The sequence below is a fragment of the Christiangramia crocea genome (genome assembly GCF_022410465.1).
Lineage (GTDB): Bacteria > Bacteroidota > Bacteroidia > Flavobacteriales > Flavobacteriaceae > Christiangramia > Christiangramia crocea.
This window is the reverse complement of the sequence record NZ_JAJSON010000027.1, coordinates 113,722-126,451: the sequence shown is the minus strand read 5'-3', so window position 1 is coordinate 126,451 and position 12,730 is coordinate 113,722. Positions and strand designations below refer to the sequence as shown.

General features: G+C 41.4%; 13 protein-coding genes. 12 read left to right on the top strand and 1 reads right to left on the bottom strand.

What is annotated here, in order from left to right; all coding sequences use genetic code 11:
* Positions 1 to 143: 143 nt before the first annotated feature.
* Positions 144 to 386: a GIY-YIG nuclease family protein gene (locus LU635_RS16075; protein WP_240100548.1), complete on the bottom strand. Its 243-nt coding sequence runs from the start codon at positions 384 to 386 to the stop codon at positions 144 to 146.
* 276 nt (positions 387 to 662) lie between these two features.
* Between LU635_RS16075 and LU635_RS16070 the strand changes: the two genes are divergently transcribed.
* The 12 genes from LU635_RS16070 (at position 663) to lepB (ending at position 12,726) form a co-directional block, all read left to right on the top strand.
* Positions 663 to 1,856 (top strand): PQQ-dependent sugar dehydrogenase, encoded by a 1,194-nt coding sequence (locus LU635_RS16070; RefSeq protein ID WP_240100547.1) that lies wholly within the window; start codon positions 663 to 665, stop codon positions 1,854 to 1,856.
* Between the two features lie 3 nt (positions 1,857 to 1,859).
* Positions 1,860 to 2,330 (top strand): c-type cytochrome, encoded by a 471-nt coding sequence (locus LU635_RS16065; protein WP_240100545.1) that lies wholly within the window; start codon positions 1,860 to 1,862, stop codon positions 2,328 to 2,330.
* Between the two features lie 140 nt (positions 2,331 to 2,470).
* The gene (gene udk, locus LU635_RS16060; protein ID WP_240100543.1) at positions 2,471 to 3,079 is read left to right on the top strand and encodes a uridine kinase; all 609 of its coding nucleotides are present in this window, start codon (positions 2,471 to 2,473) and stop codon (positions 3,077 to 3,079) included.
* A 19-nt stretch (positions 3,080 to 3,098) separates the two neighbouring features.
* The gene (locus LU635_RS16055; RefSeq protein WP_240100542.1) at positions 3,099 to 3,413 is read left to right on the top strand and encodes an FtsB family cell division protein; all 315 of its coding nucleotides are present in this window, start codon (positions 3,099 to 3,101) and stop codon (positions 3,411 to 3,413) included.
* Between the two features lie 37 nt (positions 3,414 to 3,450).
* Positions 3,451 to 4,848 (top strand): methylmalonyl-CoA mutase subunit beta, encoded by a 1,398-nt coding sequence (locus tag LU635_RS16050; RefSeq protein ID WP_240100541.1) that lies wholly within the window; start codon positions 3,451 to 3,453, stop codon positions 4,846 to 4,848.
* A gap of 11 nt (positions 4,849 to 4,859) precedes the next feature.
* Positions 4,860 to 6,992, top strand: coding sequence for a methylmalonyl-CoA mutase (scpA, locus tag LU635_RS16045; protein ID WP_240100540.1), 2,133 nt, complete (start codon positions 4,860 to 4,862; stop codon positions 6,990 to 6,992).
* A gap of 106 nt (positions 6,993 to 7,098) precedes the next feature.
* Complete coding sequence (locus LU635_RS16040) at positions 7,099 to 7,980, top strand: SDR family oxidoreductase (RefSeq protein WP_240100539.1); 882 nt, start codon at positions 7,099 to 7,101, stop codon at positions 7,978 to 7,980.
* Between the two features lie 174 nt (positions 7,981 to 8,154).
* Positions 8,155 to 8,919, top strand: a complete 765-nt coding sequence (locus LU635_RS16035) for a ParA family protein (protein ID WP_240100538.1) — start codon at positions 8,155 to 8,157, stop codon at positions 8,917 to 8,919.
* 2 nt (positions 8,920 to 8,921) lie between these two features.
* Complete coding sequence (locus LU635_RS16030) at positions 8,922 to 9,827, top strand: ParB/RepB/Spo0J family partition protein (RefSeq protein ID WP_240100537.1); 906 nt, start codon at positions 8,922 to 8,924, stop codon at positions 9,825 to 9,827.
* Complete coding sequence (locus LU635_RS16025) at positions 9,817 to 10,389, top strand: DUF5683 domain-containing protein (protein WP_240100535.1); 573 nt, start codon at positions 9,817 to 9,819, stop codon at positions 10,387 to 10,389. Before LU635_RS16030 ends, LU635_RS16025 begins: the two co-directional genes overlap by 11 nt.
* Position 10,390: 1 nt before the next feature.
* On the top strand, positions 10,391 to 11,110 hold the full coding sequence (gene dapB / locus LU635_RS16020; RefSeq protein WP_240100534.1) for a 4-hydroxy-tetrahydrodipicolinate reductase: 720 nt from the start codon (positions 10,391 to 10,393) through the stop codon (positions 11,108 to 11,110).
* A gap of 50 nt (positions 11,111 to 11,160) precedes the next feature.
* Complete coding sequence (lepB, locus tag LU635_RS16015; protein ID WP_240100533.1) at positions 11,161 to 12,726, top strand: signal peptidase I; 1,566 nt, start codon at positions 11,161 to 11,163, stop codon at positions 12,724 to 12,726.
* The last annotated feature ends 4 nt before the right edge of the window (positions 12,727 to 12,730 follow it).

The following is a 12,730-nucleotide window of genomic DNA, read 5'->3' as shown; positions in this document are numbered from 1 at the left end:
GATTCGAACCTGCGGCCTCCTGCTCCCAAAGCAGGCGCGATAACCGGGCTACGCTACACCCCGTATGGTGTATAATTTAATCAGTATTTCAACTCTGCCGCTTAATATATGGCCTTCCGCCTAAGCGGGAGTTTATAACTGGGCTACAATATATCCCGATGATCATCAATAAATCGTTTTGCTCCTCGTTTTTTAATCTTATTTTCCAAAGCCATTGCTTCGGAACGATTTGAAACTTCTTTTCGCAAAACAATTTTCCAGGGAATTCCATATTTAGTAGAATAAACTCTCCCTGAATTGTGCCTTTTTAATCTATCTTCGATATCTGCAGTTTGACCTACATAATATCTTGAACTTTTCTCACTAAAAAGAATGTACACAAACATTATTTTCAGTTTTACGTTTCGGTGGCCTTCCCGCTAAAGGCGGGACGCGATAACCGGGCTACGCTACACCCCGAAATTGCTTACGCAATTCATTCAATATTTTTTATTCAAGATTCAGACCGAATCTTTTTAGCTTGCCGGTTCACCGGTGAAACCAATGACCATTCAGCCCCAATTGGGCGGCAAATATAATAATTATTCACCGCTCACAATGAAAAGTTCTAATTTTTTATATCTTAGTTTTTTATTATTTATTCAAGTCAAAATAATAATGCTATGAAAAAAATATTATTCCTGTTTACGCTAATTTTTAGCGTCTATTCCTGTGGTGAAAATGGTAATACTTCAGATACCGCTAAGGCAGAAGAAAGCACCGAAACGACCTCAGAAGAACAATCAGAACAAACCGAGGTCCCCGACCCAATTCCCGCAGAAAGTTCAGATGCCTATTCCTATGAAATGGTGGTTGAAGGACTTAAAATTCCATGGGGATTCGAATTCCTTCCAGATGGTAGTATCATAATCACAGAAAAAAACGGAGATATAATTCATTTTAAGGATGGACAAAAGATAAATATTCAGGGTGGACCTGAAGTGTATAATCGTGGCCAGGGAGGCTTACTGGATGTAGCATTACATCCCGATTATGAAAATAATGGCTGGATGTATTTCACTTATTCCTCTACTGAAGGTGAAGGTGAAGGCGGCAATACTGCCCTTATGCGTGCCAAACTTGAAGGAAATCGGTTAACAAATAAAGAGGTGCTTTACAAAGCTTCTCCTAATACCACTAAAGGCCAGCATTTTGGATCGCGTATCTCTTTTGACGAAGAAGGCTATCTGTATTTTAGTGCAGGAGATCGCGGAGCAAGAGATGTAAATCCTCAGGATATCACCAGGGACAATGGGAAAGTTTACCGATTGAATGATGACGGAAGTGTGCCTTCTGATAATCCGTTTGTTGGTGAAGAAAATGCGGTGGAAGCAATCTACTCCTATGGTCATCGTAATCCTCAGGGTATGATTTTCAATCCCGAGACCAATGAAATCTGGGTACACGAACACGGACCTCAGGGAGGAGACGAGATAAATGTAGTGAAGAAAGGAGCCAATTACGGATGGCCGGTGGTAACTTATGGTGAGAATTATGATGGTACTCCGATCACCGATGAAAGATCGAAACCTGGAATGGAAGACCCTATTTTTTATTGGCTACCCTCCATTGCACCAAGTGGATTTGCCTATGTTACATCTGATAAATTCCCTGAATTACAGGGAGATCTTCTGGTAGGCTCATTAAAATTCAGATACCTGGAACACCTGGAACTGGACGGAAAAAAGATTAGTAAAAGAACCAAATTGCTCGAAGATATCGGCCGACTCAGAGATGTAATCCAGGGGCCGGATGGAAATATCTATGTAGCCGTGGAAGGAAAAGGAATTGCAAAACTTACTCAAAACAACCAATAAATCATGAAAAAATTGCTTATTGTAATTGGACTGGCTGCAACATTTGTTGCCTGTAAATCTGACAAAAAAGAAAAAGATCAGGAAGAGGAATCCTATGTGATCCCGGCTTCTGAAAAATCTAGTGAACAGACTCCACTTACTGCCAGTATCAAAAGAGGTAAAGAAGTTTACCAGGACTTATGTGTGACATGTCATTTACCAACCGGTAAAGGAATTCCTGGTACCTATCCTCCCCTCGACGGCTCTAACTGGCTTACCGAAAAAAGAGAAGAAAGCATCAGAGGTGTGAAATACGGAATGCAGGGGCCTATCGAAGTTAATGGTGAGAAATATGATAATATCATGACACCTATGGGACTTAGCGATCAGGAAGTGGCTGATGCCATGAACTATGTTATGAATTCCTGGTCTAATAATATAGACGATATGGTAACTGTTGAAGAAGTTGCAAAAGTTCAGAAAGCAGAAGAATAACAAATATTCCTTAATTTAATATATGAGAACCGGCTGAATTTCAGACCGGTTTTCTTATTCCGGCAACTTCCCCCTATCGGCATTCCCTGAAAACCGGATTTATAAAACTAATAATTACCTTTGCACAAATTTTCAGGAATATGCTAATTATTGCCATTGCCGGGGGAACGGGAAGCGGAAAGACCACGGTGGTAAATCAGATCATAGACGAACTAAAGCACGAAGAGGTAGACGTTATTTCACAGGATTCCTATTACCAGGACACCTCGCACCTTTCATTCGAAGATCGAAAAAAGATCAACTTTGATCATCCAAAATCTATAGATTTTGAACTTCTGGGAGAACATCTTAAACAACTGAAAAATGGAAAGAGCATTAAGCAGCCTATTTACTCTTTCAGGGATCATAACCGTACCGGAGAGAGCATAGAGATACAGCCCAGAAAAGTAATTATAGTTGAAGGTATCCTTATTCTCACTCATCCAGAAATAAGGCAGCTTTTTGATATCAAGATCTATGTGCATGCCGATAGTGATGAAAGGTTAATTCGCAGGTTGAAAAGGGATATCGCTGAAAGAGGCCGTGATCTGGAAGAGGTTCTATGGAGATACCAAACCACTCTTAAGCCTATGCACCAGGAATTTATTGAACCAACCAAGGAATTTGCAGATATCATCATTCCTACAAACCGCTACAATACTGTGGCTGTTGATATCGTTCAAACCATTATCAAAGATCGCTTAACCTAATTTTGTATCTTTAAAGCGTATGAAGTTTAAAGACCTGCGTAAAAAGCCCTGGTTCAGGTTTATCAGCAATAAATATGTGCTGATAAGTCTTGTGTTCGCCGGATGGATGATCTTCCTGGACACTAATTCATGGTTCATACACCATGAGCTCGACCAGGAAATAAATGAATTACAGGACAATAGAAAATATTATCAAAACGAAATTGCGAAAGATAAAGCGGTGATTGAAAATCTTCAGGACTCTGTTGAACTCGAAAAGTTCGCCAGGCAGAAATACTATATGAAGAGAGCCAATGAGGATATTTACATCATAGAATATGATACCGTAGATTAATCTTTCACGATTCCTTCCAATCAAAATCAACTAGATAATGAAACAATTGTTATTTCAGGAATTTGAAGAAGTTTCTGCAAAACAATGGAAACAGAAGATCCAGGCCGATCTGAAGGGTGCCGACTATAACGAAAAGCTGGTAACCAAAACACTTCACGGCATTGATATAAAACCTTTTTATTCAACAGAGGATGTTGAAGAAACGCTTAAAGTCTCTAATCCCGCCCACTGGCATATTTGTGAGAAGGTCTATGTAACCTCAGCAGGAGATGCCAATAGGAAGGCCAGGGAGAAACTTCAGAGAGGGACAGAAGCGATCTGGTTTATTTTACCTTCTAAAGAAATCGTTTTCGAAGAACTACTGAATAATCTTCAGGAAGATATTGAGATCTATCTGGAGCTTCAGTTCCTTGATGCAGATTATGTAATAAAACTTGACGATTTTCTTTCAGGAAAAGCTTATAAAGTATATCTGCAAACAGATATCATAGGAAAACTGGCAAGGACAGGAAACTGGTTCGATAACCTGAAATCTGATCATTCCCAATTGGAACAGATCGTTCAGAGTTCCAAAAATTTTGAATCTGTAATAAGTATCAACCTGTCATTGTATCAGAATGCAGGAGCGAACATTCCGCAACAACTCGCCTATTCTATGGCCCATCTTACGGAATACCTGAATCATTTTTCAGACCTGCCTGAAAAAAGAAGGAAAGATTTCAAATTTCAGTTCCAGGTTTCGGTGGGACCGGATTATTTCTTCGAGATCTCCAAGATCAGAGCTCTGCGCTGGCTGTATACCACCATCTCAAAGGAATTTGGGTTCAGTATAAATTGCCACGTACTGGCATTACCAACCAGAAGGACCAAGACCCTTTATGATTTCAATGTGAATATGTTGCGTACAACTACCGAAAGTATGAGCGCAATTCTGGGTGGTGCCGATGCCATTTGTAACATGCCTTACGATGCTATCTATCATAAGGATAATGAATTTGGAGACCGTATCGCCAGGAACCAGCTGCTTATCATGAGAAATGAGAGTTACCTGGATAAAGTGGGTAATGTTGCTGAAGGAACTTATTATATAGAATCCATCACCAGGCAGCTGGCTGAACAGGCTCTTGAAATTTTTAAGGAAATCGAAAAAGGCGGAGGCTTCCTGAAAGAATTAAAAGCTGGGGTGATTCAGAGGAAAATAAAGGAAAGTGCTTCTGCCGAACAGGAAAAATTCGATAATGGAGAACTTGTACTTATCGGGACCAATAAATTTGAGAATCCCCAGGACAGGATGCAGGATGATATCGAACTCTATCCATTTCTGAAAAAAAACCCGAGAAAGACTTTGATTGAACCTATACTTGAAAGAAGGCTGAGTGAAGAGACTGAAAAGGAACGACTTGAAGAAGAAAAGCAAAGCCAGCCAACCCAATAAAACTAAGATTTATGCAACGCAAAGATCTTCAAAATATTAGCCTTGACGATAAGGATCTGGTAACCCAGGTTCCTGAGTCCAAAAAGGAGACCTTTATCACACCCGAGGAAATTGAGATCAAAACCTCATATTCCAAGGAAGATATTTCAGAAGCTGAACATTTGAATTTCGCTGCTGGCATCCCACCTTATCTACGCGGACCATATAGTACAATGTATGTTAGCAGGCCATGGACCATTCGCCAGTATGCAGGATTTTCAACAGCCGAAGAAAGCAACGCATTTTACAGAAGAAATCTGGCTGCAGGTCAGAAAGGGCTTTCTGTGGCTTTTGACCTTCCAACTCACAGAGGTTATGATTCAGATCATGATCGTGTTGTTGGAGATGTGGGAAAGGCCGGAGTTGCCATAGATTCCGTTGAGGACATGAAGATCCTTTTCGATCAGATCCCGCTGGATAAGATGTCGGTTTCCATGACCATGAACGGAGCCGTACTTCCAATCATGGCATTTTACATAGTAGCAGCCGAAGAACAGGGCGTAAAACCTGAACAGCTTTCCGGGACCATTCAAAATGATATTCTAAAGGAATTTATGGTGCGGAACACCTACATCTACCCTCCCACTCCTTCGATGAAGATCATTTCAGACATATTCGAGTATACCTCTCAAAATATGCCTAAATTCAATAGTATAAGCATTTCCGGGTATCATATGCAGGAAGCCGGTGCTACCTGTGATATTGAACTGGCCTATACTCTGGCAGACGGACTTGAATACATCAGAAAAGGTCTGGAGGCAGGAATGGATATCGATAGTTTCGCTCCCAGGCTTTCGTTTTTCTGGGCAATTGGAATGAATCATTTTATGGAGATCGCAAAAATGCGGGCTGGCAGAATGTTGTGGGCAAAGCTGGTAAAGCAGTTCAACCCTAAAAATCCTAAATCCCTTTCCTTAAGAACTCATTCCCAGACCAGCGGCTGGAGTTTAACTGAACAGGATCCTTTCAATAACGTTGCGAGAACCTGTATAGAAGCTGCAGCGGCTGCTTTTGGCGGAACCCAGAGCCTACATACCAATGCGCTGGATGAAGCCATTGCTCTACCTACAGACTTTTCAGCAAGGATCGCGAGAAATACACAATTATACCTTCAGCAGGAAACTAATATCATCAAAACTGTCGATCCATGGGCAGGAAGTTTTTATGTGGAGAAATTAACGGAACAGATCGCTGAAAAAGCCTGGAAACTTATAGAAGAAGTTGAAGGGCTTGGAGGAATGACGAAAGCTATAGAAGCCGGAATTCCAAAAATGAGAATTGAGGAGGCTGCAGCCAGAAAACAGGCAAGAATAGATAGCGAGACCGATGTGATCGTTGGGGTGAATAAATACCGACTGGACAAAGAAGATGAGCTGGTTACACTTGAAGTGGATAACCAAACCGTGAGAAAACAGCAGATTGCCAGACTTGAAAAAATAAGAGCCGAAAGGAATGAGGAAAAAGTCCAGCAGACTCTGGAAAAACTAAGAAAGGCTGCTAAAGAAGAAAATGCTAATTTACTGGCTCTGGCTGTTGAAGCCGCCAGAGAAAGAGCAAGTCTGGGTGAGATAAGTGATTCTTTGGAGGATGTATATGGAAGGTACAAGGCAAAAATTCAATCCTTTAGCGGAGTATATTCAAAAGAAATGAAAGATAACAGCTCATTTAATAAAGCCAGGGAACTGGCTGATAAATTTGCCGAAATGGAAGGCCGCCGGCCCAGGATCATGATCGCTAAAATGGGACAGGATGGCCATGACCGCGGCGCCAAAGTGGTTGCTACGGGTTATGCCGATCTTGGTTTCGATGTGGATATTGGTCCGCTTTTCCAGACTCCGGCTGAGGCTGCGCAACAGGCCGTTGAAAATGATGTGCATATCCTGGGAGTTTCCTCCCTGGCTGCGGGACATAAAACACTGGTTCCACAGGTAATAGAAGAACTAAAGAAACTGGGAAGAGAGGATATCATGGTGATCGTGGGAGGAGTGATCCCATCACAGGATTATCAGTTCCTTTTTGATGCAGGAGCTGTGGCTGTGTTTGGTCCCGGGACCAAGATAAGTGACGCGGCCATTCAATTGCTGGAAATTTTGATAGACGAATAAATGGCTTAAAGCTTGTTTCTCAGAGCTTATAGCTTCAGCGAAAGGATTTCCCGGCTTAGCTCGGAATGATTGCTCAATAAATTAATAATACTCTGACACTGAAAATATGGACTTAAAGAAAAAAATGCTTCGTGATGATGCCCTTGAAGGGAAGAATATCATCGTTACCGGAGGGGGTAGCGGACTCGGAAAATCGATGACCAGATATTTCCTGGAACTGGGAGCCAAAGTGGCGATCACTTCAAGAAATCTCGAAAAGCTTCAAAATACCGCTAAAGAACTTGAAGAGGAGACCGGAGGTAAGTGTTTTGCCGTTCAGTGCGATGTAAGAAATTATGATCAGGTCGAAGCTATGCGTGATGCGGTGATCGATGAGTTTGGTTCTGTCGATATTCTGCTGAACAACGCTGCCGGAAACTTCATCTCTCCAACAGAGAGAATCAGCGCTAATGCTTTTGACACTATCATCGATATCGTGCTAAAAGGAAGCAAGAACTGTACGCTTGCTCTGGGTAAACACTGGATAGACAAAAAAGAAGAAAATAAGACAGTACTAAATATTGTGACCACTTATGCCTGGACAGGTTCAGCCTATGTGGTTCCAAGCGCAACTGCGAAAGCCGGTGTGCTTGCAATGACAAGATCTCTTGCCGTGGAGTGGGCAAAATACGGAATAAGATCCAACGCTATAGCTCCCGGCCCATTCCCTACCAAAGGTGCATGGGACAGGCTTTTACCGGGAGATCTTAAAGAGAAATTCGATCTTGCTAAAAAGGTGCCTCTAAAACGTGTTGGAGACCATCAGGAACTGGCAAATCTTGCCGCATATCTTGTTTCAGATTTTTCAGCTTATGTAAATGGAGAAGTTATTACTATTGATGGTGGAGAATGGTTAAAAGGTGCCGGACAGTTCAATTTACTGGAAGCCGTTCCTGAGGAAATGTGGGATATGCTGGAGAATATGATCAAGGCCAAAAAGGATAAATAGGTCTTCTCAACGCACCAGTTTTCAACAAAAAATCCCAAATTTTTTTTAAAAATTAGAGAAATGCCCGGTTTTATTAAGATTTGGCCGGGTTTTTTATTTAGAAGCTGTTAACAATTTCATTTTCTAAACCTATAATAAATTGTATTTTTACCTTTCAAAAATTGTACACAATTAATGGGTAAAATCATTGCTATTGCCAACCAAAAGGGAGGCGTGGGAAAAACCACCACATCTGTGAACCTTGCAGCTTCTTTAGGGGTTCTGGAAAAAAAGATATTATTGATTGACGCCGACCCTCAGGCCAATGCAACCTCAGGCCTGGGAATAGATGTTGAAGAAGTCGAAAATGGCACCTACCAGTTGCTGGAACATTCCATCAAGGCTGAAGATGCTATACAGAAAACCAGCTCCCCTAACCTGGACATCATCCCTGCACATATAGATCTGGTGGCTATAGAGATAGAGCTTGTAGATCAGGAAAAAAGGGAATCCATGCTTAAGACGGCGATTGAACCGCTGCGTGAGCTTTATGATTTTATCCTCATAGATTGCGCACCTTCTTTGGGACTGCTAACACTGAATGCGCTTACGGCATCAGACTCTGTTATAATCCCTATCCAGTGTGAATATTTTGCACTTGAAGGGCTCGGTAAACTACTGAACACCATTAAAAGTGTACAGAAGATCCATAACAATAAGCTGGATATCGAAGGATTGTTACTTACAATGTACGATTCAAGATTAAGGCTATCTAACCAGGTTGTTGAAGAGGTGAAAAAGCATTTTGACGAGATGGTATTTGAAACAATCATTCAACGAAATGTACGTTTAAGTGAAGCACCCAGTTATGGAGAGAGCATTATCAATTATGATGCATCAAGCAAAGGAGCCAGCAATTATCTGAGTCTGGCAAATGAAATTATAAAGAAAAACCAGTAAAAATGGCGAAGGCTACCAGAAAACAAGCATTGGGGAGAGGACTTTCAGCATTGCTGAAAGATCCGGATAATGATATAAAATCTGCAGAGGATAAAAATGCCGACAAACTGGTTGGACATATTGTGGAACTGGAAATGTCTTCCATCGAAGTCAATCCGTTTCAGCCACGTACAAGTTTTAACGAAGAATCCCTAAAAGAACTTGCTTCCTCCATTCGTGAACTGGGAGTTATACAGCCAATCACGGTTAGAAAGCTTGATTTTAACAAATATCAGCTGGTATCAGGAGAAAGACGTTACCGGGCCTCTAAACTGGTAGGTCTGGAGACCATACCGGCTTATATCAGGATCGCCAACGATCAGGAATCACTTGAAATGGCCCTGGTCGAAAATATCCAGCGTCAGGATCTGGATCCTATAGAGATCGCTCTTTCTTATCAGCGTTTGTTAGATGAGATCAATCTCACCCAGGAACAATTAAGTGAAAGGATCGGGAAAAACCGATCTACCATTGCCAATTATTTAAGGCTTCTAAAACTGGATCCGATAATCCAGACAGGAATGCGTGACGGCTTTTTGAGCATGGGGCACGGCAGAGCTCTCATCAATATAGATGATACTCAAAAACAGCTGGATATCTATGAAAAAATCCTGCAGAAATCTCTATCTGTAAGAGAAACCGAGCAGTTGGTTCGTGATCTGAATAATGGGGATAAGTCAAAGTCTGCAACAGCCAGGAAAACTTCAGTGCCAAAAACCTATAAGAAGGGAATCAAGGAATTTTCAGAATATCTTGGTACTAAAGTGGATGTGAAAGTGACGAAAAAAGGTAGCGGAAAATTAACTATTCCGTTTTCTTCAGAAGAAGACTTCGAAAGAATTAAAAAATTAATCCAGGGTGAAGAATAATCAACTCTTTTTCCTGTTTTTTTTTCTGCTTTCTGCATCATTTAGCAATGCTCAGGAGGATACGCTTTCGGTAAGAACCGAAGAGATAGCTGAGGAACAGGAAAAGGATTATGAACCCTATAACGCTCTGGCGCCCTCAAAAGCTGCTTTTTATTCTGCGATCCTTCCTGGTCTGGGACAGGCCTATAATGGAAGCTACTGGAAAATTCCTATTGCCTATGGAGGTTTAGCAACAGGCATCTATTTCTACCGGGAAAACGACAAACAGTACGATAGATACCGAAATGCCTATAAAGACCGGCTGGCTGGCAGAGTCGATGAATTTAATGGCAGGATAAGCACAGATGGACTAATACGGGCTCAGGAATTCTATCAGAAAAATAAGGAGATCTCCATCCTTGTTACGGTTGGAGTCTATATACTGAATATAGTTGACGCTAATGTTGAAGCTCATCTAAGGCAATTCAACGTAGATGAAGACCTTACCGTAAGGCCGAATATGGATTTTGATGCCTTATCTGGAAAGACGAATTACGGACTCACATTAAATTTTAATTTTTAAGATGAAAATCGCGCTATTAGGTTACGGAAAGATGGGAAAAGCAATAGAAGAAATTGCTGAAAAAAGAGGACATAAGATTGTGCTGAAGGTTGAGGAAGACATAGAGAATTATGATCTTGACAATTCGAAAATTGATATTGCGATCGATTTTAGTGTTCCAAAAGCTGCTTTTAAGAATATCACCACCTGTTTTAAGCAGGGCATTCCCGTGGTTAGCGGAACTACAGGCTGGCTCGATCATTACGAGAAGGCAAAAAAGGTCTGTGAAGAAAATAATACGGCTTTTATATATGCTTCCAATTTTAGTCTTGGGGTGAATGTTTTTTTTGAACTCAATCAAAAACTGGCCAATATGATGAAAGGCCTGGAAGATTATTCGGTAGAGATCGAAGAGATACATCACGTTCAGAAACTCGATGCTCCAAGTGGAACTGCCATTACCCTGGCTGAACAGATCATTGAAAAGAATCCTAGGGTTAACGGCTGGCAACTGGACGATGCGGAAAAGGATGAAATCCCTGTTTATGCTAAAAGAGTTGAAGATGTACCGGGCACCCACACAGTCACTTACGATTCAGAAATAGACAAGATAGAAATTGTCCATACCGCTAAATCAAGACAGGGCTTTGCCCTTGGCGCGGTAGTGGCAGCCGAATATTTAAAAGATAAAACCGGAATCTTCACTATGAAGGATGTCCTGGCCGATCTTTTTCAAAATTAATTGTAACATTTAGCGCTAAAACTGGCCTTATACTGTAAAGATTATAAAATATGACATTTACCGAATGGTTTCTATTCTTCCTGTTTGTTCAGGTAATTCATTTTCTCGGAACCTGGAAACTTTATCAGAGAGCAGGTAGAAAAGCCTGGGAAGCAGCTGTACCCGTTTATAATGCAATAATATTGATGAAGATAATCAACCGGCCTAAATGGTGGGTTTTTCTTATGTTCATCCCAATAGTAAACCTTATCATCTTCCCGGTAGTCTGGGTGGAAACCATTAGAAGTTTCGGGAGACATTCTACCACCGAGACATTTTTGGTCGTACTCACTCTAGGTTTCTATATCTACTATGTGAATTATGCCACCAAAGATGCCTATATCGTTGACCGTGATCTTAAACCCAGAACAGAGGCAGGTGAATGGATAAGCTCCATACTTTTCGCGGTGATCGCGGCAACCATAGTGCATACTTATTTAATGCAGCCTTTCACCATACCTACTTCCTCACTGGAAAAGACTTTACTGGTTGGTGATTTCCTTTTTGTGAGCAAATTCCATTACGGCGCACGAGTTCCTCAAACAGCCGTCGCTTTTCCTATGGTCCACGATACCATTCCGGGACTGGGAGTGAAATCTTATTTGAATAAGCCGCAGATCCCTTATTTCAGGTTTCCTGGTTTTGAGAATGTAGAGCGCAACGATATTGTTGTTTTTAACTGGCCGGTAGACACCGTTCGCAAGTTCTTTGATCGTTCGGGGAAGCATTATAAAAAACCTGTCGATAAAAAATCCAATTACGTTAAGAGAGCCGTTGGGGTACCCGGTGATTCGCTTTCTGTAGTGAATGGTTATGTTCATATTAACGGGGAGCAACTGGAGCTACCTGACAGGGCTAAACCACAGTTTTCCTATGTGGGTCAAACAAAAGGTCAGCCCTTTAACCCGCAAAGCCTTTACAAGTTATATGATATAACCGATGGCTATTCATATAATCCAAATAACAATTTCTTTGTTATCCGGGCACTGTCTGAAGAGAATTTTGAACGTTTCAAAAATCATCCTAATGTAGCTTCCATAAGAAGATATGTTGATTCGGCCGGGGTGAAAAATCCATCGCTTTTCCCTAATGACGGCAAGCGAAACTGGAATAACGACAATTTTGGGCCTATCTATATCCCCGAAGCAGGTAAAACGGTTGAAATCACTCCGGGGAGCATGCCTTTTTACAAGGAAATTATCGAGACCTACGAAGGTGAAGAAATGGGCATGAATAATAAACTAAGTGTGAATGGTACTCAGGTACTCCTTAACGGGCAACCCATAGATTCTTATACCTTCAAACAGAACTACTACTGGATGATGGGTGACAACCGTAATAATTCGGAAGACAGCCGTACCTGGGGATACGTTCCCGAAAATCATATCGTGGGAAAACCCGTATTCATCTGGATGAGCTGGGATTCCAACGCAAGCGGATTTGATAAGATAAGATGGGACAGGGTCTTCACCACCGTTAAAGGTGACGGTGAACCTACCTCCTTTCTTCCATATTTCCTTATAGTTCTGGTGATCTTCTTTGGCTGGAGGTATTTCAAAAAACGTAGAGAAGCATAAGACA